Raw genomic sequence first — 25,940 nt, forward strand, 5'->3', positions numbered from 1 at the left:
GAACGACCCAAGAGGAGTCATACAAAGGTTCATCTAACCTTGTATCACTCCTCTTTTCTATTGGTCACAAAAATACGGTTCTCAACACAATCCGACCTAGTTCAAATTCGTCAGTATGCAATTGGATGTCATACAAACATGTCAGTATGTTTAGAGATAAACGTACCGATTAATTCTCTCACATGTTTTTGCCATAACAGGAGTGGTTATGAACTTTGTCGACGGTGTATTACAAGTCGAATCTTTTCTCGCGGTGACTCTTGGGATCGTCGTACTGTTTTTAGGTAGACGCCTAACCCAAGCCAGCAGCTTCTTAAAAGAATTCAGTATCCCAGAGCCCGTTTCTGGGGGTATTCTGGTTTCGGTGTTGTTCGCGATAATTCATTACGTCACGCATATCGATGTTCAATTCGACCTTGCTACCCGTGATCTGCTTTTAGTGTATTTCTTTACCACCATCGGCATTAACGCCAGCCTTCAAGATCTGTTCAAAGGCGGCAAGCCATTATTGATCCTGCTCTCTGTCACTATTGGTTATATGCTAATTCAAAACCTCACGGGCATTGGAATTGCGACGATGTTAGATCAACCAGAAGCGGTTGGCCTGTTGAGCGGCACAGTATCTCTAATTGGTGGACACGGCACTGCGATTGCGTGGTCACCTCGAATCGCTGAAATATTCGACCTTGATACCGCCATGGAAATCGGCATTGCTAGCGCGACATTCGGCTTGATATTGGCTAGTTTGATGGGTGGGCCAATTGCTAAATATCTGATTAAAAAACACAACCTAAAGCCAGCTAAAGTGGAAGAAATGGACGTAGGTACGGCGCAAGATGAGCCCCAACCATCCATCAATGCTTATGATTTTTTAGATGCGATGCTTGCCATTCATGTTTGTATTATCTTAGGTGCGATTTTGAATGAAGGGGTCAGCAGCTTGGGTCTAGAACTGCCGTTGTTTGTGACTTGTTTGTTCGCCGGCATTTTGATTTCTAATCTTATTCCAGCCTCTTATCCTCGCCTTACGGGGACACGTTGGCCAGCAAGAAAACCAGCCGTTGCGCTGATTGCAGATATGGCTTTGGGCGCATTTTTAGCAATGTCGTTGATGAGCATGCAGCTATGGGCGCTGGTCGATTTAGCTGGACCTATTTTCATTATTCTTGGTGCTCAGTTCATCGTTGCCATTTGTATCGCGATATTTGTGGTGTTCCCATTAATGGGTAAAAACTACGATGCAGCGGTAGTTTGCTCGGGGTTTGGCGGTATTTCACTAGGCTCAACACCAACAGCAATGGCAAACATGTCGGCGGTCGCGCAAAAGTATGGTAATTCACACCAAGCCTTTATCATCGTGCCTTTGGTCTGTGCATTTTTCATCGATTTAGCCAACGCACTGATCATCCCGTACTTCATCACCTGGATTGGATAATTAAGACGCCATCTGGTTAAAAAGAGGTCACTCCGGTGGCCTCTTGCTGTATTCGCGTAAATATTGCTAACACCCTCCCCCTCACTCAGTTGTATAATACTCATCCAGAAATATTTTGTTACGAACTCTGTAACTCTTGAGATGAACATGAACAGCAGCAGATGGGTTGGCCTATCAATCGGCACACTCTTTTTAATTGGCACACTCTTTATCTTTGGCTCGACGGTCCATGCGTCGTGGTACAAGATGCCGATGGAAGCCGTAAACGGCATCGCGTTTACCTTGTCTTTTGGCTTGGGACTGAATCACTTTTTTGCCTACATTTCTGCCTTTGTGACGCTTGCTGCTCTGTTTTATCTTGGTTATGCAATGGGTTACCGTATCCACCAAAAACTCAAGTAGACATCTCAAACTTAAGACTGATTTTACTGATAACCCTTAGCACTTAAGTATTAGTATTTCCTAGATAAATCTGCCGATATCCCACTTTTTATGCGGACATATTGAGATCGGGGCATTTTCCCGAAAACCGTATAGTTTTATGCAACATCGCCTCATAGAATAGTTTATAAAAACGGCAGTAGGTATCGAGCAACTTTATGAAATGCAGTGTCGCTTGCAGACGAGAAAAACGCCCGAAAAAAGCATATGCGCATCGCACTTCTAACTTCATGCGATGCCATTTATTTGTTTCTCACGTTCTCCATTCACACTCACCCCATACGGACTCCTCTCGCTAACTGCCCATTATTTGCTGTTCCTTTGAGACATAACTATGGACAGAACGCAGTTCACCAGAATTTTTACGCGCTACTACATGCGCTCAACAAGTTTGGGGATTCTTATTACCCTATTCGCTTGTGCAATCAGAGGGGTTGATTATGTTGTATACCTTCCTTATGCATTATCCGCGGGAGTTTGTTTTACCTACCTCTGGGTGGGCAAAGCATTCGCACTCGAACAAAAACAGCGCTCAGTTGTTATTGCACTGATCCTCGGATATACCCTCACATTTTATTTGTACTACTTCTTAGGCGGACACTTTCTTTTTTCTTCCTTGGTTACAGTCAATATTCTTCTCACTTTGATTGAGTTTGGCGTACTTTGGTCGTCAATCACATATGTCCTATCAATGGCTATTTGCTTTAACATTGATTTGATAACCGCGGGTAACGACCCGTTTAAACTACAAGGTTTAAGTGAGTTTTCCATTCGGAGTACGTTTCTGTACTTGTTCAACCTATTTATTTACAAGGGCTTGCGCTCAATTGAAAGTTATTGGCACAGTGCTTGGCAAACGCAATATGAACAAGTTGAAAAACTAGAAAGACTGCTCGAGATAGATGAGCTAACAGGCTGCTACTCTCGCTTCAAAGGCAATCAGTTGATAGAGCAACAGATTCAACGAGCTCAACCGTTCACTTTGCTATATATCGACTTAGATGGCTTTAAAGCCGTGAATGACGAATTTGGTCACGACGCTGGAGACAAAGTACTGCGTATCACTGCGCAACGTATTTTGAACATGCTGCACAACGACCAATTCGCCACAAGAATTGGCGGTGACGAGTTCATTCTTTGCTTACCTGAGCTCGAAAATACAAAGGATTTAGAACAGTTTCAGTCTTTGCTACATCAAGCATGCAGTGCACCTATTTTTATCCATTTTCAAAACGTTCACATCGGTTTGAGTGTTGGCGTTGCTCGCTTCCCTTATGAGGGAAGCTCTAGTGACACCTTAATCCAACATGCAGACCAAATGATGTACCTCACTAAAAGATCAAGAACATAGAGTTTTGGCTCATTCTGAGCCGCTTCGAAGCAATTAAAAATATAATGAGTTCAGGACGTAGATATATGGTTAACAAGTTAGAATTTTCGCACGCAGTTGCTGCAATTCGAAAGGAGAGGGGTTTAACTCAAGGCCAATTAGCCGATGAGTTAGCAAGGAGTTACAGTGCTTTTGAGAGTTTAAACCAACCGACGTTAAGTCAATGGGAAAGCGGTAAAGTCACACCAAGTTTATTAAAACGACTCGCCTTCTCTCACTATATAGGCGAACAATACCAATACACTTCCAGCGAGTACAAACGTGTCAAAACCTCGCAAAGTAAAAGCATTTACTTGAGCTTTAAAGACATTGTTTACCAGTATCAGGTTACCGATGTCAAAAGTTGCTCCCTCAGCCAAATCAGCTTGTCCGAATACGAACAGATCGACGCAGTTCACAAGCAGTTAATCACACCTGGCGGTGTGGAAGACACGCTGAACCAATTTGGTGAATCCCCCAGTAAGGCGCGCCTTTATTACTGCAAAGGTATGTTAGTTGGTCATCTCATTTACCAAGAGCTGAGGTCTGAATTTAGGATTCTCAGCTTATGGCATTTAGGACGGTCGATTTTGAAGTTTTTGGTCTCAGATATCCTTCACGTAATGGGCAATGCCATCATCCATTTTCCGGTTCATGAGCCCGTGATTAAACAACTTTTATTCGACATTTTCATACGGGATTTCTACCACCATAGACGAGTCACGTTTTTTAAAGCATCCGCCACACAAATATTTGAAAACCCCATGGTAAAGCATTGCTTTGATGGGCTTTTGGATCTGGTGCTCTATCGCTTCCATCAAGTAGGAAATGAATTTATGCAGTCTCGACAGGAGGCCCACTAATGCTGAACGACAACACAATCAACAACACCATCTTATTGTTTACCTTCAATAATATTCAAGGTCGAGGTTTACAAACCGCCATTGAACAACAACTTGGACGGCCGGTGTTATTGGCCAAAGGCGCTGAAGTTGACCTACCTCCTCACCAAGATGAGCACTATGTCGCAATCGTCGATAGCTCGTTACCTGATCTTTCTGAAGTCAAGATGACACTCAGTGAATTGGAACATGTCGATGCGACCATATTAGTAAACGCCGAACCCAACTTAGGCGTAGAAAGCCTGCTCACTTGGTCAAATCTGAAAGGCTTATTCTATTTTGAAGATGACTTCGACAAGGTAATCAGAGGTTTAAAAGGGATATTGAGCGGGGAGAATTGGCTCTCTCGAGACATCCTCAACCGATTAGTTGGCTATCTCGTTAACTTAAATCACACCGTTACTGAGCTGGATACGAAACTCGAAATTGAGCTTACTCGCCGAGAAATGCAGGTTCTGACAGCCCTTTGCCAAGGGGGCTCAAATCTTGATATTGCAGACTCACTGTTTGTCAGCGAGCACACGGTGAAGTCACATCTCTATAGCATTTTCCGCAAACTGGAAGTGAAGAATCGCATGCAGGCGATCGCGTGGGCAAAGCGTAATCTGTTTTGATACCTTAACTCTAAAACACAAAGGGAGCACGGAGGCCCCCTTTCATGATGTTGCCGCTATTTATGCCAACATTAGTCTATGACAGTCATTTTTATTGCATCAAATGGTAGACGCGTAAAGATTCCGCCATCGTTGCCATGTCTTCACCCAAGAACTCCACCGTGACAGGTTGGTTTGCCAATAACGTGATGCTTGAGTCGTCAAAGCGTCCTGCGGTATCACATTCCAGATGAACAAAGAACGCCGGCTTATCGGCAATAAGTGTGACTTTGTTGGCTTCAATCGTTACTTCAATATTTGCTCTTTCCATCGGTAGTGTTTTTAGTTCATGAGAGCTAAACCAAGTGTTGGTGATTCTCTCGTTTCCTACTTGTGCTTCTACGTAGAAGAAACCCGATTTCAATTCAGATGAATCAAATGCCTCATCCAACTGCCAAACAACGGTGTTGCTGTCATTGGAAACTGTGCGCTCTAACGACCAAGTTTGCTTCACTTCACCTTGCCAGTTCACCCAATGCAATTGCGCGCTCACATCAACAGGTTCTTTGGCATCGTTGAGCAAGTGGAGGCTCAGCTTGCCCGTGTGTTCTGAGAACACCAAGTACTGCGGCGCAAAGAAGCGTTTCGCGTGGTAATGCAATTGCTTCCAACGGCCACTGTATTCCAAGCTAGACCAAGAACTGACTGGCCAGTTGTCGTTGAGTTGCCAATACAACATGCCACGACATACTGGAGAGATCGCGCGCCAATGATCACAAGCGGTTTTGATTGCCATCGCCTGTTGCACTTGGCTGAGGTATAACATTTGTTCAAAGCCTGAAGGGAAACGGAAATAGCGAGTAAACATCTCCGTGATGATGCTGTTACCGCGAGGGTTCTTTTGGTGCTGCTCAAAGGTTGGTGAGGTGACGTTCCAGTCTTGCTCTGGAACGAACTGTTTTGCTTCAGCAAACGAAGGCCAAGATTGGAAACCAAACTCGGAGCAGAAACGCGGGTTAATGTTTAGATAAGCATTAAACGATTTTCCTGAGTGCCAAACGTCCCAAAAATGCATATCGCCTTTGCTGTCATCATGCCACGCATCACCAAAATCCAACTCACCGTTACAAGGCGAACTTGGCCAAAAACGACGTGAATCGTCCTGCTGGCCAATCACTTGCTCTATCATTCGATTCAGACGATCATAGTTCACTGTGTATTTGACTTTGTTGTGCTTGGATTCGTCGTACCAACCAATCGCACCAATCACTTCGTTATCACCACACCACAGTGCAATCGACGGGTGCTCTTTTAGACGCGGGATTTGGAATCGCAACTCCCGTTCCACATCTTTTAAGAAATCATCATCAGATGGATACAGCGAGCAAGCGAACATCATGTCTTGCCAAACCAACAGACCCAATTCATCACAAAGGTTGTAGAAAGTTTCGCTTTCATACTGGCCGCCACCCCAGACTCGAATCATGTTCATATTGGCGTCGACAGCACTTTGCAATAACGCACGATAGCGGTTTTCACACTCACGCCCTGGCATGGCATCCACCGGAATCCAGTTTGCACCCTTAGCATTGATTGGCACGCCATTGACGACAAACTCCATCGCCGAGCCATGCTCATCAGCTTGGTTGTTTAGGCTCAACTCTCTCAGACCAATCTTGCGTGATAGCGATTGATCACCACAAGATACTGTCATGGGGTAAAGGTAAGCTTCACCATAGCCCGCAGGCCACCAGCATTTTGGCTCGGTAATATTGAACTGGCAGTGATAGTGACCACTTCCTTCGGTTTGAATCGATTGGCGCTGACCATCAAATTCAATCGTGATTTCATGAGGTTGAGTATCGGTTTCTACTTCGGTTAATACATCAACCAGCACGCTACCATCAACTTGCCATTGTTGCTCTGTCGAGAATCCTTTGAGCCACACATCGTTTATTACATCAATTTGAATCGGGTCATAAATGCCAGACACCATCAAACAAATACCCCAGTCCCATCCCGAATGACATTGGGTTTTGCGAATCAAGTTCATGTACGGGATCTGGTTGTTCCCCATCGCCGAAGGAATAGGAAACGGCAATTTCTTCGCACGTTCTCGCCCTTCTAAATCCACACGGGCAAACTCAACTCGAATCGTGTTAGTGCCTTGTTTTAAGTAAGGTTTGATATCAATACGTTGCTGGGCAAACATGTTGCTGCTAGTTAGTGCTTGCTCACCATTGATATAAAAGTTCGCTAAGGTGTCTAAACGGGTGAGCGTCATCCACACTTGTTTGGCAGAGAGCGCAGAACCATCCACATCAAACTCGCGTGAAATGTGCCAATCGCAAGTTTCAATCCAACGAACTTTCGCTTCATTATCAGCAAAATAGGGATTCGGGATGAGCTCTGCTTGCAATAATGCGGATACATTGTCACCGGGCAAAGTCATAGGAATATCGATATCTGGACGATGTGGCGAGGTAAGCTGCCACGTCCCGTTGAGTTCAATTTGAGCCATAGGGTAAGACCTTTAATTTTTATTAGAACAGGTTGGCTCAATGTAATCCTGAGGTATCCTTACAAGAATAAGGGGAATGTCATTTACGTATGAAATGCGGCGCACTTCACGCAAATAATCTCATTCCATAAATCAGTTATTTACTTTAGAGATCGACAATTAATCGCACTCTGCGGTTATATTGAGCTTCTCAACGTGCTAGTATCAGCGGCTTTTTGATCATCCTCACACTTTTCGAGCTATTGGTGTGAGGGAAATGCACGGCTTCCGAGCCCTAAAAAGCGAAGTAATTATGTCAAATATGACGAACGCCGCCTCTCATGCTCCTATTCAGGAGGCAGACTATTCTGCGATCCATCCTCCTTCCATTCTAAAGCGCCTTGAACTCACTAACCCAGTATTCTGGCTAAGTGGTAGCTTCCTCACCGTGTTTGTATTGCTTGCTCTGACGAATACAGACTTTCTGACCGCAATGGTTAACGCAGGCTTCGGGTTTGCGACTCAATACTTCGGTGCCTTCTGGCAAGTATTGCTCCTTCTGAATTTCCTTATTGGTTTGGCTATTGCGCTTGGTCGTACGGGTTACGTGCGCTTGGGTGGTTTAGCGAGACCGGATATCGATACCTTTAAATGGTTGTCGATCGTACTTTGTACCCTACTCGCGGGTGGCGGTGTTTTCTGGGCTGCAGCTGAGCCTATCGCTCACTTTGTTTCTGCGCCACCGCTATATGGTGAAGCTTCACCAAAAGCTTCTGCAATCAATGCTCTTTCTCAGTCTTTCATGCACTGGGGCTTCCTTGCTTGGGCAATCTTAGGTTGTCTTTCTTCTGTGGTTTTGATGCACCTTCACTACGATAAGGGCTTACCACTTAAACCACGTACTCTGCTTTACCCTGTATTTGGCGACAAGGCCATTAACGGTTGGATTGGTGATGTAGCAGATGCCTGCAGCATTATCGCCGTAGCCGCTGGTACTATTGGTCCAATTGGTTTCTTAGGTCTGCAGATCAGTTACGCGTTGAACTCACTATTCGGCTTGCCAGATACCTTCATCACTCAAAGTATGGTGATTGTGGCTGCAATTCTAATGTACACCTTGTCAGCGCTAAGCGGCGTGAGCAAAGGCATTCAGCTTGTGAGCCGTTACAACATCGTGTTGTCTGTGGCTCTGATCGGTTACATCCTTGTTTTCGGGCCAACCAGCTTTATTGTTGATGGTTATGTACAGGGTATTGGCCGCATGGTCGATAACTTCTTCCCAATGGCACTATATCGTGGTGACACAGAGTGGCTAAGTTGGTGGACCGTCTTCTTCTGGGGCTGGTTCATTGGTTACGGCCCTATGATGGCAATCTTCATCGCGCGTATCTCACGTGGCCGTACCATCCGTCAGTTGATCCTGTCTATCAGCATCGCTGCGCCTTTGATCACCTGCTTCTGGTTCAGCATTGTTGGCGGTAGTGGTTTGGCATTCGAGCTAGAAAATCCAGGCTTGATCTCATCGGCATTTGAAGGCTTTAACCTGCCAGCAGTTCTGCTTGCGATTACTTCTGAGCTGCCTTTCCCAATGGTGATTTCGGTATTGTTCTTGATCCTGACTACGACCTTCATCGTAACAACCGGTGACTCGATGACGTACACCATCAGTGTGGTAATGACAGGTTCTACTGAACCCAATGCCGTGATTCGCTCATTCTGGGGCTTAATGATGGGTATCGTGGCTATTGCGCTTATCTCGATGGGCTCAGGCGGTATCTCTGCATTGCAGTCTTTCATCGTGATTACTGCCGTGCCAGTGTCTTTCATACTACTACCAAGCATTTGGAAAGCGCCAAGCATCGCCAACCAGATGGCAAGAGAGCAAGGCTTGGTTTAACTACGTAACCCAACTCTTTCTCTTAATTAGATAAGAAAACGGCCCCGACACATAACCTGTGTCGGGGCCGAATATTATGGATTAGGTTCGAAAAGCATCACTATCTACATCTACATCTACATCTACAGGTGAAGTTTACGCAGCTCTTTCTTATCCACTTTACCGACGCTGGTCTTGGCAATCTCGTCCACCAGCTTCACTTTGAGTAGTAACGCTTCTCTAGCAAGAATCCCTTTGCTGATAAAATCTTTTGCGAAACCTAACAGCTCTTTCTCTGTTACTTCCGCATCTTCTTTCAACGTCACCAACGCTAGTGGCACCTCACCCCATTTATTGTGTGGCATACCTATCACAGCCACTTCGGAAACCGCTTGGTGTTGATGCAGAATGTCTTCTAGTTCTAGAGAGCTTACCCACTCACCAGAAATCTTAATCATGTCTTTTACGCGGTCAGTGATCTTGATAAAACCTTCATTATCGATATGCGCGACATCGCCCGTATGCAGATAGCCACCACGCCACAGTGCTTTAGAATTCTTGTTGTCTTTGTAGTAGCTTGGCGTTAACCAAGGTGCGCGAACAACAATTTCCCCTGCGGTTTCACCATCGTGAGGAAGCCTGTTCATCTCATCATCGACAATATGAGCTTCCACCAGCGCGACTTTCTTACCAGTCTTAGAGCGGTATTCTGCTTGCTGATCGAGGTCAAGTTCAAGCTGTTCTGGAGTAAGTTGAACAATAGATAGGATTGGGCCTGTTTCGCTCATGCCATAACCCGCAAACACGTCGATATCGCGTTCAAGGGCTGATTTACACAATGCTTTTGGCAGTGCAGCACCACCAATCACAACTTTCCAACCAGAAAAATCAATCGACTTAGATTTTGGCGAGCTCAATAGCAGATGCAGGATGGTTGGCACACAGTGCGAGAAGGTCACCTTCTCTTGTTCAATCAAGTTAAGCAGAACATCTGGGACATATTTGCCTGGGTAAACTTGTTTCACGCCAAGCATGGTCGCCATGTACGGAAGTCCCCATGCATGGACGTGGAACATTGGTGTAATCGGCATGTAGATATCACCTTGATGCAGTCGACCTTGCGACGCATTAGTGCCGATGGTGCTCAATATCCCCATGGTGTGCAGAACCAGTTGGCGGTGAGTAAAGAACACCCCTTTAGGGAAGCCCGTCGTACCCGTGGTGTAGAAAGTGGTCGCGATGGTGTTTTCATCGAAATCAGGGAAGTTGTATTCGGTACTTTCTTGCTCCAGAAGGCGCTCGTATTCACATTCATCGTTATCGCGTAAAACCACGTAACGCGTCACCGTATCAATACGACCTTTGATCTGATCCAGAATTGGCAGAAACTCTTCATTGATCAGGATAATGTCATCTTCCGCATGGTCAATGGTGTAAAGGATCTGTTCTGGAGACAAGCGCACGTTGATCATGTGCAGCTTTGCACCAATCATCGGGATGGCAAAGTAACATTCAAGATAACGGTGTGAGTCATAATCCATTACCGCAACCGTATCACCTTTCTTCACACCCATTTTGGTTAGCGCGTTTGCAAACTGTCTCACACGGTCATGAAACGTTTTGTAGCTGTGACGACGGTGGTTCGCGTAGACTATTTCTTGCTCGGGGTTGAAAGCAACTGGGGAAAACAGCAAGTTTTTAATTAACAACTGATAATTGGATGGATCGTTTACATACTGGTTCATATCGGGGATTCTTTTTGTATTTTTCTTAATGTTCGCTGTACGCGAGTGGCGCTATTATCACTCAAAAACAAGACTGTATTCAGTACACAATAATGAGATCAGGCACTAAAGACGCCTTATATCTAAAACAACCTTGTATCTAGAGCATCTGTAGACCTAGCGTACCAATTTACGTAACGTACAAATGCATCTAAAACACGCAGTTCCTATAAGTATCACTGTATTGTAGTTGTCTATCGCCAACTCAGACATGATTCAACCCATGACATTGATATTCTGTTTTACAAAAGCCAGAAAAAGTGCCACGAAATCGTCACAGTTTATCGTTAGCATACGTCCCATACTCGTAAACCTCGCTCTATACTGAGCGATACGTTCCGTCGACCTCGATTCAAACTGTGAGAAGCCAACTATGTCCAAGCCTTTGTATGTTTTTGATCTGGATGAAACCTTAATCAACGCTGACTGCGCAATGATTTGGAATGAATTTATGGTTGAGAAAGGCATCGCCACTGCGACTAACTTTATTGAGGAAGATAAGCGTCTAATGGGCTTGTACGCAGAAGGCAAAATGGACATGGAAGATTACCTCACGTTCTCCATGAAGCCGCTAGAAAACATGCCTATTGAACAGGTAAACGCCTTGGTAGAAGAGTGCGTTGAAAACCATATTCTGACTAAACAGTTCCCTCAAGCCAAGACACTGATTGAACAACTGTCTGGTGATGAGATAGATATGGTCATCATCTCGGCCAGCGTCACTTTTTTGGTAGAAGCGGTTGGTCAACGCATCGGTATTCCTAACGCTCTCGGTATTGACTTAGTGGTGGCTGATAACCGTTATAGCGCAGAAATCGACGGAATCCCTAGTTACCGAGAAGGCAAAGTAACGCGCTTAAAACAGTGGTTAGAAACTCAGCCTGACAACTACTCAGAAATCCATTTCTACACGGATTCGATCAACGACTTACCACTGTGTGAATACGCAGATTACGCCTATCTGGTCAATCCATGCCCTCGCCTAAAAGAGCACGCCAATAGACCAAATTGGACTGTGTTGAGTTGGGGATAAACTGGCTTAAACAGGAAGCCCTACACGATCGTAGGGCTTCTAATATCATGCGTCCAATTCGTCACTGGTCTTTTGCAGCAAAATGAACTTGCCTTCTGAATGCACCACCAATACTTTTGGGGAAAGCGTGTAGACTTCTAGCCTCTGAACCGAGTGAAAGAAATCATATTTAGATGCTTGCTCGACGGCCTTGTCTAGCTTGTCTCCGATACCTGTTTCATTGATAACAAAGACATTCTCTTCAAGTTTCACTAACTCAAACAATCTTGTATAGGTATAACTTTTATCATCGACCTTAAGTGTTGACTGTAAGAGCAGTTTTCCTCCACTCAAAGCATCAATAATATACTCAAACTCAATACCCCCATTGGTCGAAACATTTGCCGAGAAGTGATGAGAGATATCGTGATACGCAGGCTTCTTCAGCATAAAGATGCCTAAACAAGAAAAAATCAAAACAACCAGTAAGTCCTTTTTCTTACAACGAAGCAACATAGATGTCACCCTCGACCTTACTTATGATGTACGAACCTTTCTTATCGAAATCAAAATTTGAAATCTCAGTACACGCTATTTCTTCGCTCGTAAAAATCACATTCGCATCAATGTTGCACTTATCTAACAACAGTTGTGATGAATCGATTTCCAATGGCAGTTTGGGGTAATGCAGAGCATTACGACTCAACATGATCCCAACGAAAAACACAGAAAGAAGAAAAACAAAGCCTAAATCTCTTATCCTAAATTCACGGTTCTCGTTAATACTGAAGAGCTCTTTAAGGAACTGAGATTGGAAGAAGCGGTACCTCTTCTCAGATTCTGGATCACGATCGTAAATGGTATTCGCTGAATAAGTGATCTCATCATCATTAAACTCGTAACCATCATTCAATGTTAAATAATAGCCAACCCCACGTTGGCTTTTAATTTCCATTATTTGCTCAAGAGGCTTGAGCTGTCTTCTTGTTTTCGATATCAACTGAATAAGGTTGGAACTATCTGGCCGGTAATTCCCCTCGTTTGCGTTTCCCCAAACTTCATCAATAATCGAATCGCTTGACCGTACTTCGCCTTGACTGTGTATGAGATAATAGAAAAGATTGAATTCATATTTGGTGAAATGAATATCAATTCCATTTTCACCATATAAGCTTCTTTTCTTTTTATCGATAGTCCAAAATGTCTCTTTATTCATAGGTTAATCCATATATCGACACACTTCGTCGTTTTGACTTGTAGAACTCCTCGTTCGCTTTCGAGCTATCTTGCCCATAGGCACCTAAATTCATTAAGAAAATATCTTTACGACCTTTCAGTTTTTCGACAACTTCATTACCACGTTTTAATGATAGGTTTAGGTTATAAATCGAATCTCCCACAATTGAGGAAGATCCTACGACAAGCAAGGCATCAGCATCGATGAACTCGTTCGTTGAAGATATATGAGATAAATCCGCCTCTCTCGCTTCATACAATGCGGTATCAAAGTAAACCGTAGTTAAATGCTTAAAATTATTAGCATTTAATGTCCTGTGCAAAGCAGAAAAGTCGTTTCGTTCGCAGATATCATAGGAGGATGCCTTCAGCTCGCTTAGCTTCTGTTTCAGGACATAACTGTGAACTGAATGAGATTCGATAGTGCGTCCCATAAAAGAATAATAGTTGCCATCTTTCATTGTGTTCTTAGGGATCAAGTAAGTATCACAACTTTCAACTAACCCTTGAGCGATGGCTGTATGGCTGAAAGTAAACATCAGCGTCAAAGCAAATTTCACAAAATATGATTTATTCTTCATCGTCTTCATTTCCAATATAAGTAGAGCTAGATTCTTGTAAAAGTTCGTAGGAGATTCTGTCTGTAAGCTTCTCATCTTCATCAATTTCATCGATATCAATAATTCCCGTTGATTTATTCCAAGCGTTGGTACAATCTAACGCTTCAATATCATCAAGATTCGAATTGGTATCGATTATAAATATCGACTTAGCTGACACATCATTAACGTATTTGTTCTGCACCGTGCTGCAAAAATCCGAGAGTATGTCTTTGTCTTCGTCTTTTTGGTCCTGTTCAGAAAGATAAGTATCGTCTAAGGAAGTAATATTAATCACAACCGTTCTTTTATTATCTAAGTTAAATGCTTTTTTCAGTGAATAGTTAAAGCCCTGAATTGGAGAAACAAAGCTATCACTGAAATCCATACTATTAACTATGGAGAGAAACTTACTATAATCACTCGAATTAGTTAGAGCTTGCTGACTCGGGCAGGTCTTAGAGTTTCCGAAGTATTTATTTCTAGTGACTTTCAACTCGTCTACACTAGCCATGTTCGTTCGCTTCGAATCGGAAATAGCGTCACCATCTGTATAGCTGTACCCATTAGACTCGAGAAATTCGTCAAAGTAGTTGTCTAAGTAGAGGTAGTTGGCGCCTCCATAGTTTGACTTAGCATAGTGATAGGCAAGGTCTTTGTATTCCTCATAAATAGGGCTGGATTCGAGCTCTGCAATCACCTCCTCTTGATCTTCGATCTGTTCTTCTTTTTCCTCGAGGTCAGACTCATACTCCTCAATATCTTCATAAAGGTCGTCAATCTCTCTCTCTAAGCGTTCTCTTTCCGCCTCTAGTTGATCTTTCTCTGCTGGGTCCTCTGTTTCAGTAAGCAGTTCATTGATCTCGTCAATGCGTCTTTGTTTCGCGGCAATCTGAGAGTTAGCGTTAGATATATTGTTTTCTATCGAAGATTTTTGATTCTCAAGAGTCTTGAGCACATCAAGCTCACCAAAATACTTCTCCCACCATTGAAATGGGAAGTTATCCCCACGTGGGAAGGTGCTCCAACACTTGCCACTTATGTTGATACGATACCCATAAGGAATCACCGTTAGCGTTGAATTGGTTTTATCAAATAATGATTTGAGAGCATCGTTAATTTCATATTTGACTTCACTCGCAATTGAACGAGTTCTAGGGTCGTTCGAAATAGCGATGATGACATTCAAATCTTCATAGTGTTTTGCTCTAATAGTTTTTGCACTCACGGTGAATGAATCATTGCCCACACTGCTCAAGCCCGGGGTTAATTTGCGGTGCTGCTGCATGGGCAAAGAGGTCGTCATATACACGACTTCATCATCGTCATGCTCTTCAAAGGTCCAGTCATCGTTGGAGCCATTCACATCAAGACCGTTTGATTCAGCCACCTGCTTTTCTACATTCCACTCCGAGTCACCCGTTATAGCGGTAAGATCGTTAAGTTCGCTAGCTGTGTTAATTTGGACTTTTGCAGCTAAATAGCTTCGGCTCATATCGTATGAGTAGTAAGCAAATACAATTGCAGACAGCATAACCAACAAAACGATTGGCGTAGCCGACCCTCTTTGATTTCGCATTAGTGGTGTTTCCCGTAATGAGTGGAAGAAAACTTAACTTCAAACCACTGATAAATTTCTTCTGGCAACTCAATGGTGTTGAACGCGGCAATTTCACGACACAGAGTCACTCTGTAGACTGAGTGGTACTTCTTATAAGCGTTGATGACAGGACTGATGTCAGAGAGTGATGTATCTATATCGCAGGCTTTCCCTTCAAGATCATGGTTCAATCGTACTTTTTTATATTGTTGACGGGTTACTGTTTCCCCATATGCCAGCTCTTCAACAATGATTGAAATATTTCGGTCTTCTAAGTGGAATATCTCCGATAGATCTTTTACCTCCGCCTCTTTCAAGTTGCCTTCAAATATATCGCGGCGATTGGATATCACTTCACCGGCTTGGTAAGCCATGTCAGACATTTCAAACTTCAAGGACGTTGAAGCGGCATATTGCATGGTTAACAACAGTGCGAGAAACAAAACAGGCGCAAGAATTGTTGTTTCGACTGCCATCCCACCATATTCTGAGTTAATAAATTTCATTGACAATAACCAGTTCTCTTTTCATGTCTAAGAAGGCTGATGGATATATCGTTGAAAACAGCCATGAAAACCTCTTGTAATCAAAGTCAAAAGAGATAAGAATTAAATTCGTTTTCTTAATGTTGCTTTGATTACATTCCAGCTCGTTTTTACGGTCAACTAAATCATCAACACTTTGAAAGCATGTGAATTTAAGAGAGTTAGAGTTAATATTAATAACATTTGTATTCACTTTATGATTCAACTCTTTAAGAAAGTTCGACTTTGATAGTTCTACGCTGTCTTCTTTCTCTATGGACTTGTAATCGAATAACTGAACTGCACGAGTAATATTATAATTTAGTAGACTCTCATTCCCAACATACTGAAAAAAACCAACTGTAACAATAAGAATATATATAATAATTGGTATTGTGAATACAGCCTCAATTGCAGCTATACCATCCTCGTCATTTAAGTGAGGTATATTTAATATCTTCATAAATTAACAAGGCCTTTTCTTTGTCTTTATATTTTTTATTGAGAAGGTCAATGACCATTTCGTCTTGGCCTGCAACTATGCCTGCTAAGACAACATACTCAATGTCATTAGTACCAGTTTCATACGAGTTATAGATCTTCAAAAAGTTGGCTTTATCATCAGGTTTGTAAGCGAATCGAGAAAGCAGCATGTTGTTGTAGATACTTTCCGACGTCGGGTATTTTTTACTCAATGTATTAAAGTGTTCACTACATTGTTTTTTTCCAAGTTCTTCACACTGTGAGACCGCATATAAATTGTCGACTTTCGCTGCTAGCTTATTGTTTCCTGAGTATCCCTGAGTCTTTTTTATGTCATCAAGATAACTTCTAGAGCGTTCGGTATCACCGTTTTCTAGGTAAATCACTGATAACAAATATAAATCGTCATAATTAAGTATTTCTTTGGTACTCAAGACATAAATAGCTCTGTCTCCATTGCCATTTTTATAGAACGAGTAAGCCAACAGGAAGTTCTCTCTGTCACTGAGCTTCTTCTTCTCCGATAGTTGTGCGATCACTTTGTCATAGCTTTCTAAGTTGAATGCAAGCTCTGCACTTTCATAGTCTTGGCCTGTCGACTGACACCCAAATAAAGCGAGACAAAGCATTGAAGTAGATAATCGTTTTTTCATTACATCTTACTCACTAGGTTCAGGACGCCTGGGGCGATGATTTCGACGATAATAGGGAACATAATGAAAACAATAAGTGGGATACCCATTTTCGCGTTTACCTTACCTATCTTTTCTTCGGTTTCAATAAAGTGAAAATCTCGGGTCTCCTTTGACAAAACGCGTAAAGCGTCAGTCACTGCCGCACCGCTTTCTACCGCGTTTTCGAGTACCGCAGTAAAGTCTTTAACCTCTTGTAAATCCAAGTTTTTACGTAGGCTTTCCCCCGCAATGCTAAAGCCATTGTTCGAAATATCATTCGAGTAGATCTTGATGTAGTTTGCCAGTGAAGATGACATGTTTCCGATATACTCAGACACAGCAATGAGACCCAACTCCACCGTCATACCAGATTTTGTCGCTGTTGCTAATAGATCCAAGAAGTAAGTGAAGTTAGTCTTAATTCGACGTCGTTCTTCGTTAATAAAAAATGTTCTAAAGATCATCTTTATCACAATATTATTAACTATTATAAAAACTACCATAAAAGCCAACATTTTCATTTTGTCTTCATTCAGGTAGTAAACAATAGCCAAACCTAGTATTGCTTCTAGAAAATAAATAATAAAAAAATTAGTCTTATCTTTTTTCTTAACCAAACCACCAGAAGGTAGCATTGTATAAATTTCATTTTCAGATAGGTACTTTGTAATCAGTGAATATAAAAAATCATCTAAAATCTTTTTCTGCTCAGAGATTTGGTTAAATATATTATAGTATTCTTGCTTACTATCATGGTCAGAAATCATAAACTTAAAGTTATCTACATATTCTTGTTCTTCTTTCATACTTTTACTATTAAGTATAAAAACAATTGAACCAAGTAAGAAAAGTAGAATACTGATGGCAATAATCATAGCGCTACACTGTCAATCATTCGTTTAATTAAAACAAAGCCAATACTTACACTTGTAACCACATAGATAAGTATGTACTTACCGTATTGTTCGCTAATCAAATACTCATAGTTTTCAACTGCAAAGCTCTTGAGAACAAAGAGCATCAAAAAAGGTAACACAACCAATATCTTTGCTGCCCCTCGTGACTCAGATGTCAACGCCAATGTCTTCTTACGAATAACCTGAGAAGCAACAAGATCTTGGGCAAGTTCGTTTAAAGAGTCTTTAATGCTGCCACCACGTTTTAGGCTCATTTGAACGTTTGCACTGAATACCGCATACCCTTTGTAGGGATAGATTTTTTCACCTGCAATCAACGCTTCTTCCAGTGTGTTTCCTGCATGCACCTGTTTGATGATTCGTTCAAACTCGATTCGAATCTTACCAACCGTGTGGCGTGACGCTGATTCAATTGCTGAAATAATTGTCTTACCAGACAACAAGTTCCTGCTGATCATCCGGAGTGAAAAGGCAAACTTATCTTCGAAGTAGTTACTAAGCTTCAAATGGTACTCTTTCAAAATCAGCAAACTACCAATCGTTATCACAACACCCACGAGAATCAGTGTGATGAAATAAGATAAATCAAACGTCTCACTTACGAAGATCATAAAAGCGACGTAAAACAAGATAACGCCACAATGCAAAACGAAAGCACCTAGCCCATAGATTTCAAAGAAGATAACCAGGATGTTCTGACTCAAGTACTTAATATAGAAATCGTTGATCTCTTTTTTGACTTCATCAAACTTACTGGCTTCCTCTAGCTCAGGAAGCTCAGCGTCTTCAATATACTCGTCTATCTTGTTGCTTCGATTAAACATCAGTAAATACCAACGCGAGTTCATTTTCCAAGCCCGCAGCCTTAACTTTTCGCTCTAGCAAAGTGGATTTGACCTCGTTTACGTGATCATCTTTTTTGTGGTCATAAACGAATAGGTCTTGCGTTGCTATAACACCGCCATCAAAGTTACCTACTTCCGTAATATGAGTGATTTTCCGTCGACCATCGATAAGACGGCTGGTTTGAATGATGATGTCTACCGCTTGGCTTATCTGCTTTTTGATAGATTCTGGAGACAAGTTACTTGCCGTCATCATAATCATGCTTTCCAAACGAATTAGCGCATCTTTGGGGTTATTCGAGTGAATGGTCGACATCGAGCCATCGTGACCAGTGTTCATCGCTTGAAGCATCTCGAAAGCCTCGTCACCACGACACTCACCTACAATAATTCGGTCTGGGCGCATACGTAGAGAGTTAATAACAAGAGAACGTATTGAAACCTCCCCCGACTCTTCACTACTCGCAGGACGAGATTCAAGACGAACAACGTGCTCATGTTGCAATTGGAGCTCAGCAGCATCTTCAATGGTCACGACACGATGACCCTCGTTGATTTCGTTGGAACAAGCGTTAAGCAATGTCGTTTTACCCGAGCCAGTACCACCAGAAATGATGATGTTTGCCGCAGAGCGAACCATTACACTCAAATAAAGCGCCATCTCCTCAGTCATCGACTCGTATCGAACTAAGTCAACAATATCGAGCTTATCTTCACGAAACTTACGAATCGAGATACTACAGCCATCTAGAGCAATGGGTGGAACAATGATGTTTACACGGCTCCCATCCGGCAAGCGTGCGTCCACCATGGGTGAACTTTCATCAATACGTCGACCAATAGGAGATACGATTTTTTTCGCTATACGTAAGACCTGCTCTTCGTTCTGAAAAACCACATCGTAAGCACGACTAATTTTGCCGTTACGTTCTACAAACGTCTCCGTTAAGCTGTTAACCATAATGTCACTGATGGTGTTGTCACCAAGCAGATCTTCTAGAGGTCCATAGCCAAATATGTCATCTTTGACTTCTTTTGTTAGCTTCTGACGATCTGACTCAGTTAGAATGAATGAAGAACTTGAAAGAAATTCATTCACTGTGTTGTAGATGGTGCTACTTTTAATGCCGTCGTCTTCATGTTGAATATCTGTAATATCGATATTATCTAAAACAAACTTTCGGCAGAGCATAAATATTTTTGAATCAATCATTCTTCACCAACCTAGTGATAATTTCGTTCTTACTATCTTTATTCTTAAAAAAGCGGTTCTTACTATCAGGGTTAAAATTATAAGTAATTCTTTGGCCTGTTTTTTTATAAATACTACTCTTATCTAATAAATAACGACTTTCTTTATTCGACTTAATCTGAAACGTTTTAACATTCGTATCTTTGCCTTTTATTTCTTGCTCAATAAGATACTTAAGCATATATACCGACTCTAGAGAGGCATCTGTCACCATAGTTACGTTATCAGATTTATTAATCAGCTGTTGATAGAGCTCAATTTTGGTAAAGTAAAAAGGAACATAAATAAATATGTAAGAAAACTCACCGTCAAAAATATTGAAAAAATTCATCAACTGTTCAGCAATTTTGTCGATCGAATGCAATGTGGTGTGATGCAAAACATCAATCGAGAAATAAGAAAAATTTTCATCAACCTTAATGATGTATTCTTCGGCCGCTTTCGCATCGACGTTCTCTCCATTGATCAACATATTAATGATCTTAGGGTCTGCTTTTTTACCAATACGCGCGTCTAAAGAGATGCTGAAAACATCCAAGTTGATAAATAAGGTATTCAAGCTTGGTCTTTTTCTTACGTAGTCACGTAAATTATCGTATACGTAGTGTAAGACCTTATCACCATGAAGTTGGGTCGTGTCAGAAAGCAAAAACCAGTGGCTGCTGTTTGATTTTACAATTCCGAAAAACCACAAAATCATATTAAACACTTGCTTGGACATATCAGAATAACTGGTGTATTCACTGATACCTTCTGATTTGATGAACCAGTAATAATCCAGATCTTCACGATCACCATAAATGAGTGTCCCCACTCGGCCTTTAGTGACTTCTACAAATTTAGCAAGCCCTTCCTTTTCTCTTAATGTATCTTCATCACTAATGACATAAATCTTTGATTTAAAGTGTAGGTTGAATACGTTCTCTAATGATTCGATATCGTCTTGATAATCGATGATTTCAACATTGTAAGCAGAAAAATAGTTCTGAACACGTTGCATGATCTCATTGTTATTAGAGATAACAATGATCATGTAAGGTGAAAAAGCTTTACCCTTTACGCTAGTCTGGCTTTTACTTGCTCGTTTTAATTTCTCTAAAATCATTTAAATTACCACAGCTCTAATGAAGAACAGGCCGTTTCATTGGCAAAGTTATCGAGTTCACTATCAGACATTGAGAAATGTCCATATGTAGGGACTTCCCAAACTTGACAATTAACCAGTCGCGTATCACTTACATGTACTTCCCACAGCAGAAGTTGCTTATCATCGTAGTTTCCGATATCAATAAAATTCGGCGAGAAGTCGTAGATGTTTTCCATATCAATTTTTAATTGATATAGGCGCTCCCTAGACAAATTATCTGTATGATAGACGTTAATTCCATGAATCCAAGAAACACTTTCGTTCTTTATTTCTTGGTTGATCGCCTTTGAAAAAGGAAGAATATATTGAATATTATTTCCTTCAGATATTTCATGGACGATATAAACGTAATCATCTTTTAGTGCACTGCTACACCCAGAAAAGAGTGTCACCATCCCTATCAAAAAGATGTATTTAAATTTAGTTTTCATAATGATATTGAGCATGTTTAATAATATCCTTTACTTCAGGCACGTCATCACCACCATCTATATTAGTGAATATAGAAAGGGAGGACTTTATATTTACCTTTGGTAGTTTTGGCTGTTCTATACTGTTTTCTACAAAGTTAACTTCTGCAAAGACCATTAACTCAGTTTTATTAGATTGAAAGTTCTCAGACGTAAATAGCGCACCAATAACGGGTAAGTAACCTAAGAATGGAACTTTTGACACGGCTTGCGTCTGACTGTTATCAATCAATCCTGCAAGAACGAAAATATCCCCGTCATTAACGTTGAGCTCTGTATTCACACTCCGAGTGTTGAGCTGTGGAGTGTCATTACCTGCTAAGTTGATAAAACCAGCAATTTGTGATGATGAAATATTCGCTCTTAGGTCAATACTCTGATCTCGTTTGATCTCTGGTTTAAACTCTAACTTGATTCCGTACTCTTTAAATTCAACGTCAACGTTTTCATCATCGTAAGTCAAGACGGGGATTTCGCCCCCTGCTTCGAATGTTGCAGTTGAATCGTTCGTGACGATGATTGAAGGCCTTGTAAGTACCGTGGCTAAGTTATTGCGAGATAAAATTCCTATCGTGGCGTTGAGCATTTCACTCGTCACACCATCTATTTTACTCCAGCCAGCACTCCACTGGATGCCAAGATCATCGTCAATACTCTTTGACACCTCGGCCATAGTGAGTTTAATTCGCACTTGGCGGTTTTCAGTGATCGTCGTGTTGTCAACGTAATAGCTTGAAATTGCACTCCTGATCAGTTCATTAAGCTCTCGCTTTTCGACTTTGTCTTTAACAGCGCCATTGATATAAATTTTCTCCGCGACTTTGACCGCTTCTATGTCCTTGAAGCCTGCTGAATCAAGATATTTATTGAGGTTTTCGGTATCTTGGTCAGTGTCACGTACCTGAATGACATACTCAGTCGTTTCTTCTTCTCCCTTTACAATGACCTTGGTCTTCCCCGCTTCATGTGCAATAAGATACAAGTTATTACTATCCGTCAGTGTGACATCAACGATCTTGTCCGATCCAACAACGATATCTTTAGGGACATATGAAAGGGACAGATGCCTAGTTTCATTAACAGACATAGTAATAAACGTGTCGGCCTGTACATATAAAGACGCTAAGCACAAAACAAAGCCGAGAACGATTTTTCTATTTAATAAAGTTGACATCGTATTTGTAGCTCGAACTAATATCATTTGCTTGAATTTCCTTAGATGAATCAACTTCTAATGTTGAATAGTTTTCTAGATTGATACTCTTTTGTGTCACGTTGACTATCTTGAAGTAGCCTAACTGATCGGCTTGCAAATAACGCTCTACCACATCGTCATTGACCGAAAATACAACCGGGCTAAGATTTTCATGATCGCTGTTATGAGGCACTGCGTTTTGCTCCCCTTCTTGCGATTGATTTAGTGGTCGAATAAATACATTCTTCGAAAATAATTTCACTTTTCTGGAGTTTTTATCTCGACCAGAGTTATTAAAGTGCCAGTAAACGTCATAGAAATCTGAAGTGAAGTTTTCGATTGAGCTTCTATCCACTCTCAGCACCATATCCGTGAAGTTTTTACTTTTTAGACTTTCAAGGTCACCCAAGGAGATAAACTGTCCAGCATCCATCTTGTGCTTTAAAATAAAAATCTCCGGCTTAAGCAGCTCTTCTTCACCTTCAGTGATGTATAAGCCTTCATCTTCCGGGCTAAAGGTCGCAGGTAGAAGCTCGAAAGAATCACGTGACACCAACGTTCCCGCCTTAGAAGCGTTCCTAACGGCCAAAGCAAGCACCGTCTTCTGGACGTTTTGTGGTTCTGCGTTTTCGGTTTCTTCATGATTTGATATCCTGCTTAAATCTTCTGATTTGTAGATACCAACAGCCCCCATCCCGATGATAAAGAGGGCAAGTAAACCAATAGTTTGAAATCTCATGCTTTGCCTTTATAAAAAAAGTGTATTTGAATGTATGACGTAAGATGCAATGATCGGAATCGCGTAAGGAACTCCATTCGAAGAAAAGCCGAATCTATCAAAATAGTGATTAAGGATTTTTAACTGAAGCACGGCAAGCCCTCCGCCAATAAGCGTCATGTGAAATAAAAACAATTTATAATCACTAAACTCAATAAAAATGAGCATAATCATTATCAGTTTTACATCACCCATGCCTAGCAACCTAAATGCACCTAAAGCAAAGAAAAATAAAGATATCGCTATATAGATAGAAAACTCATACCCAGATATTTGGAATTCTTCACCACCAAGAAACAGCTCGTAAAGATACTTAACAGACAGTAGCAACAACAAAAGAACAACTCTTTTATTGTATATTTTTCTGTGTTTGACATCTTCATACGAGATGACTAGAAGCAATGTGAGTATTAATGAATTTATAATAACCATTGTTCATTTCTTATCCATTCAGAGAGCTATTAACACTTCTTGCCATATCAATCCAAGTTTCGTTCAATGTTTGTATAAAACTCGAGCTATCTAATATATATAACAGTGATACCGACATACAAACGCCAATAATGGCGTATTCCACTGAAGTAATACCATCACACGAAAATGCAAGACTGGTGATTTGTTTTTTCATATCGTCCCTTAACCAGAACTCAGTTCGAAATTACTGCTTCATATATTAGTCTCAAACCAAGATTAGACTTACACTAATAACATTAATTGTTAATTATTCATGTTATCAACATTCAAATAATCTTTTTTTGATGTTAACTTAATCAGGCACAAAAATTAAAAACCAATAACTGGGGTCTATTTTGTTTCGAAATAAACTATATGAGTACATACTCGTACTCGTTGTTAGCTTTTTTGCTTATGCTGTTGTAATACATTTATTAGATTTGCTTAAATACTGGGCATCCATCACTCGTGTTCTAGTTGAAATTAGAGATATCCGATAAGTTTGTCCTCTCCTCACTTCTAACTATTAATCTCAAACCTCACATGTATAAACCATGAAGGCTGAGCAGAAGAAGCCGCTACACTCCACACTCTCATGCCCAGTCATTACTGGGTTTCATCACCTAAACTGGTTAAAACCTCAACAATCACAACGTTAATCATGTCTATCCCCCTCTCAATGTAACTTGAAACAAGTACCACGGTTCAGTGTTAACCATTAATGATTACCAAAGCAAAAGGACTAATTAATTGTCATTGCCTTAAATTTTAAAAAGGATGCTACATAAGATTTTCGTGATATCCAACCAAGAAACGGATAAATATAAATTAACAATGATTAACAAATCGAATTAATGACGCATTTTTATAAAAAAGACTAAAAAAACCAAACTGAGTTCCGTGTTTTTACCTGATATATCTTCGCACCGATACATGAGTACAAATCACACTATTCATTTACTTTAGGCAGATTATTCATTCTAGATTTAGACGAAGTTTTCTTATTAGAAGCCAAATTTTGTTAATAACGTGGAGTATTGATTCGATAATGGTCATATTGAAATGGTCTTAACGAGCTGTAGCTACTTAAAAGCACAGCGAGAAACTTTAAATAAATTATGCAATGAGAAACACAATGAACAAAACACTAAAGAACTTCCTTTCTAATGAAGATGGTATTACTGCAATCGAGTACGCAATTATCGGTGTCGCCATGTCTTCTGCACTTTTTTACATCTTTGATGAAGGCGGCTTCCTAGAGTCTCTAGAAGATGCTTGGGGAACGATGGAAAAGAACATCAAGAACTCTGGCAAAGTACTAGGCAGCAGCTAATTAATCAAATTAAACAACTTTCAAAAGGCAAATAAATGAACGTACTTAAACACTTTCTAAATAACGAAGATGGTATTACAGCAATCGAATACGCAATTATCGGTGTCGCCATGTCTTCTGCACTTTTTTACATCTTTGATGAAGGCGGCTTCCTAGAGTCTCTAGAAGATGCTTGGGGAACGATGGAAAAGAACATCAAGAACTCTGGCAAAGTACTAGGCAGCAGCTAATCAATCAAATTAAACAACTTTCAAAAGGCAAATAAATGAACGTACTTAAACACTTTCTAAATAACGAAGATGGTATTACAGCAATCGAATACGCAATTATCGGTGTCGCAATGTCTTCTGCACTTTTTTACATCTTCGATGAAGGTGGCTTCCTGGAATCACTAGAAAAGGCTTGGGGTGATATGGAAAGCAACATTAAGAAATCCGGAAACGTACTAGGCAATAGCTAATCAATCAAATTAAACAGCTTTCAAAAGGTAAACAAATGAACGTACTTAAACACTTTCTAAAT

General features: G+C 41.0%; 28 protein-coding genes. 10 read left to right on the top strand and 18 right to left on the bottom strand.

All coding sequences use genetic code 11. From position 1 onward, the window contains the following. Positions 1 to 208: 208 nt before the first annotated feature. From gltS to GXP65_RS07430, 5 genes are all read left to right on the top strand, one after another. A complete protein-coding gene (gltS, locus tag GXP65_RS07410; protein WP_050913993.1) occupies positions 209 to 1,435 on the top strand; it encodes a sodium/glutamate symporter in 1,227 nt (408 codons plus the stop codon). Between the two features lie 147 nt (positions 1,436 to 1,582). After that, positions 1,583 to 1,837, top strand: coding sequence for a hypothetical protein (locus GXP65_RS07415; protein ID WP_162092419.1), 255 nt, complete (start codon positions 1,583 to 1,585; stop codon positions 1,835 to 1,837). A gap of 373 nt (positions 1,838 to 2,210) precedes the next feature. Next, a complete protein-coding gene (locus tag GXP65_RS25475; RefSeq protein ID WP_012129956.1) occupies positions 2,211 to 3,227 on the top strand; it encodes a GGDEF domain-containing protein in 1,017 nt (338 codons plus the stop codon). A gap of 65 nt (positions 3,228 to 3,292) precedes the next feature. After that, on the top strand, positions 3,293 to 4,108 hold the full coding sequence (locus GXP65_RS07425) for a helix-turn-helix transcriptional regulator (RefSeq protein WP_005429581.1): 816 nt from the start codon (positions 3,293 to 3,295) through the stop codon (positions 4,106 to 4,108). Further along, positions 4,108 to 4,761, top strand: coding sequence for a LuxR C-terminal-related transcriptional regulator (locus tag GXP65_RS07430; RefSeq protein WP_162092420.1), 654 nt, complete (start codon positions 4,108 to 4,110; stop codon positions 4,759 to 4,761). Before GXP65_RS07425 ends, GXP65_RS07430 begins: the two co-directional genes overlap by 1 nt. Before the next feature lie 91 nt (positions 4,762 to 4,852). Here GXP65_RS07430 and GXP65_RS07435 read toward each other — a convergent pair whose 3' ends face one another. Next, positions 4,853 to 7,261, bottom strand: a complete 2,409-nt coding sequence (locus tag GXP65_RS07435) for a glycoside hydrolase family 2 protein (RefSeq protein WP_162092421.1) — start codon at positions 7,259 to 7,261, stop codon at positions 4,853 to 4,855. 292 nt (positions 7,262 to 7,553) lie between these two features. On the opposite strand from GXP65_RS07435, the gene GXP65_RS07440 reads away from it, so the two are divergent. Then, the gene (locus GXP65_RS07440) at positions 7,554 to 9,137 is read left to right on the top strand and encodes a BCCT family transporter (RefSeq protein WP_162092422.1); all 1,584 of its coding nucleotides are present in this window, start codon (positions 7,554 to 7,556) and stop codon (positions 9,135 to 9,137) included. Between the two features lie 122 nt (positions 9,138 to 9,259). On the opposite strand, the gene GXP65_RS07445 is transcribed toward GXP65_RS07440, so the two are convergent. Further along, positions 9,260 to 10,861, bottom strand: coding sequence for a long-chain fatty acid--CoA ligase (locus tag GXP65_RS07445; protein ID WP_162092423.1), 1,602 nt, complete (start codon positions 10,859 to 10,861; stop codon positions 9,260 to 9,262). A 412-nt stretch (positions 10,862 to 11,273) separates the two neighbouring features. On the opposite strand from GXP65_RS07445, the gene GXP65_RS07450 reads away from it, so the two are divergent. Then, entirely contained in the window at positions 11,274 to 11,933 is a 660-nt protein-coding gene (locus tag GXP65_RS07450; RefSeq protein ID WP_162092424.1) for an HAD family hydrolase, read from the top strand. 45 nt (positions 11,934 to 11,978) lie between these two features. Here GXP65_RS07450 and GXP65_RS07455 read toward each other — a convergent pair whose 3' ends face one another. The 16 genes from GXP65_RS07455 to GXP65_RS07530 form a co-directional block, all read right to left on the bottom strand. Beyond that, entirely contained in the window at positions 11,979 to 12,362 is a 384-nt protein-coding gene (locus tag GXP65_RS07455) for a hypothetical protein (protein WP_162092425.1), read from the bottom strand. Between the two features lie 49 nt (positions 12,363 to 12,411). Then, positions 12,412 to 13,128, bottom strand: a complete 717-nt coding sequence (locus GXP65_RS07460) for a helix-turn-helix domain-containing protein (protein ID WP_081232837.1) — start codon at positions 13,126 to 13,128, stop codon at positions 12,412 to 12,414. Continuing rightward, positions 13,121 to 13,729 (bottom strand): hypothetical protein, encoded by a 609-nt coding sequence (locus GXP65_RS07465; protein ID WP_045458678.1) that lies wholly within the window; start codon positions 13,727 to 13,729, stop codon positions 13,121 to 13,123. The genes GXP65_RS07460 and GXP65_RS07465 overlap by 8 nt, the downstream gene beginning before the upstream one ends. Next, entirely contained in the window at positions 13,719 to 15,326 is a 1,608-nt protein-coding gene (locus tag GXP65_RS07470; RefSeq protein ID WP_162092426.1) for a hypothetical protein, read from the bottom strand. Before GXP65_RS07470 ends, GXP65_RS07465 begins: the two co-directional genes overlap by 11 nt. Continuing rightward, positions 15,326 to 15,853 carry a tight adherence pilus pseudopilin TadF gene (tadF, locus tag GXP65_RS07475; protein ID WP_045419393.1) on the bottom strand — a complete coding sequence of 176 codons (528 nt, stop codon included), beginning with the start codon at positions 15,851 to 15,853 and terminating at the stop codon, positions 15,326 to 15,328. The genes GXP65_RS07470 and tadF overlap by 1 nt, the downstream gene beginning before the upstream one ends. Next, positions 15,840 to 16,334 carry a hypothetical protein gene (locus GXP65_RS07480; RefSeq protein WP_162092427.1) on the bottom strand — a complete coding sequence of 165 codons (495 nt, stop codon included), beginning with the start codon at positions 16,332 to 16,334 and terminating at the stop codon, positions 15,840 to 15,842. Before GXP65_RS07480 ends, tadF begins: the two co-directional genes overlap by 14 nt. Then, a complete protein-coding gene (locus GXP65_RS07485) occupies positions 16,303 to 17,007 on the bottom strand; it encodes a hypothetical protein (RefSeq protein WP_162092428.1) in 705 nt (234 codons plus the stop codon). The genes GXP65_RS07480 and GXP65_RS07485 overlap by 32 nt, the downstream gene beginning before the upstream one ends. Next, on the bottom strand, positions 17,007 to 17,834 hold the full coding sequence (locus GXP65_RS07490; RefSeq protein WP_162092429.1) for a type II secretion system F family protein: 828 nt from the start codon (positions 17,832 to 17,834) through the stop codon (positions 17,007 to 17,009). The genes GXP65_RS07485 and GXP65_RS07490 overlap by 1 nt, the downstream gene beginning before the upstream one ends. A gap of 65 nt (positions 17,835 to 17,899) precedes the next feature. Continuing rightward, positions 17,900 to 18,769: a type II secretion system F family protein gene (locus tag GXP65_RS07495; RefSeq protein ID WP_038890818.1), complete on the bottom strand. Its 870-nt coding sequence runs from the start codon at positions 18,767 to 18,769 to the stop codon at positions 17,900 to 17,902. After that, entirely contained in the window at positions 18,762 to 20,003 is a 1,242-nt protein-coding gene (locus GXP65_RS07500) for a CpaF family protein (RefSeq protein WP_045415842.1), read from the bottom strand. Before GXP65_RS07500 ends, GXP65_RS07495 begins: the two co-directional genes overlap by 8 nt. Next, complete coding sequence (locus GXP65_RS07505; protein WP_038890820.1) at positions 19,996 to 21,147, bottom strand: hypothetical protein; 1,152 nt, start codon at positions 21,145 to 21,147, stop codon at positions 19,996 to 19,998. The genes GXP65_RS07500 and GXP65_RS07505 overlap by 8 nt, the downstream gene beginning before the upstream one ends. Before the next feature lie 5 nt (positions 21,148 to 21,152). Then, on the bottom strand, positions 21,153 to 21,635 hold the full coding sequence (locus tag GXP65_RS07510; RefSeq protein WP_038890821.1) for a hypothetical protein: 483 nt from the start codon (positions 21,633 to 21,635) through the stop codon (positions 21,153 to 21,155). Then, positions 21,610 to 22,860 (bottom strand): pilus assembly protein N-terminal domain-containing protein, encoded by a 1,251-nt coding sequence (locus tag GXP65_RS07515; RefSeq protein ID WP_045374458.1) that lies wholly within the window; start codon positions 22,858 to 22,860, stop codon positions 21,610 to 21,612. The genes GXP65_RS07510 and GXP65_RS07515 overlap by 26 nt, the downstream gene beginning before the upstream one ends. After that, the gene (locus GXP65_RS07520) at positions 22,814 to 23,593 is read right to left on the bottom strand and encodes a hypothetical protein (protein ID WP_162092430.1); all 780 of its coding nucleotides are present in this window, start codon (positions 23,591 to 23,593) and stop codon (positions 22,814 to 22,816) included. The genes GXP65_RS07515 and GXP65_RS07520 overlap by 47 nt, the downstream gene beginning before the upstream one ends. A gap of 9 nt (positions 23,594 to 23,602) precedes the next feature. Beyond that, entirely contained in the window at positions 23,603 to 24,064 is a 462-nt protein-coding gene (locus tag GXP65_RS07525; protein WP_045374452.1) for a prepilin peptidase, read from the bottom strand. Positions 24,065 to 24,074: 10 nt separating this feature from the next. Then, the gene (locus GXP65_RS07530; RefSeq protein ID WP_138058888.1) at positions 24,075 to 24,260 is read right to left on the bottom strand and encodes a Flp family type IVb pilin; all 186 of its coding nucleotides are present in this window, start codon (positions 24,258 to 24,260) and stop codon (positions 24,075 to 24,077) included. A 960-nt stretch (positions 24,261 to 25,220) separates the two neighbouring features. Here GXP65_RS07530 and GXP65_RS07535 point away from each other — a divergent pair. From GXP65_RS07535 to GXP65_RS07545, 3 genes are read left to right on the top strand one after another with little or no spacing between them, the layout of a single operon-like run. After that, complete coding sequence (locus tag GXP65_RS07535) at positions 25,221 to 25,418, top strand: Flp family type IVb pilin (protein WP_050909066.1); 198 nt, start codon at positions 25,221 to 25,223, stop codon at positions 25,416 to 25,418. A 35-nt stretch (positions 25,419 to 25,453) separates the two neighbouring features. Further along, entirely contained in the window at positions 25,454 to 25,648 is a 195-nt protein-coding gene (locus GXP65_RS07540; protein ID WP_045374443.1) for a Flp family type IVb pilin, read from the top strand. Between the two features lie 35 nt (positions 25,649 to 25,683). Beyond that, positions 25,684 to 25,878, top strand: coding sequence for a Flp family type IVb pilin (locus GXP65_RS07545; protein ID WP_045374446.1), 195 nt, complete (start codon positions 25,684 to 25,686; stop codon positions 25,876 to 25,878). Positions 25,879 to 25,940: the final 62 nt, after the last annotated feature.

Source organism: Vibrio sp. LB10LO1, assembly GCF_010092875.1.
Lineage (GTDB): Bacteria > Pseudomonadota > Gammaproteobacteria > Enterobacterales > Vibrionaceae > Vibrio > Vibrio campbellii.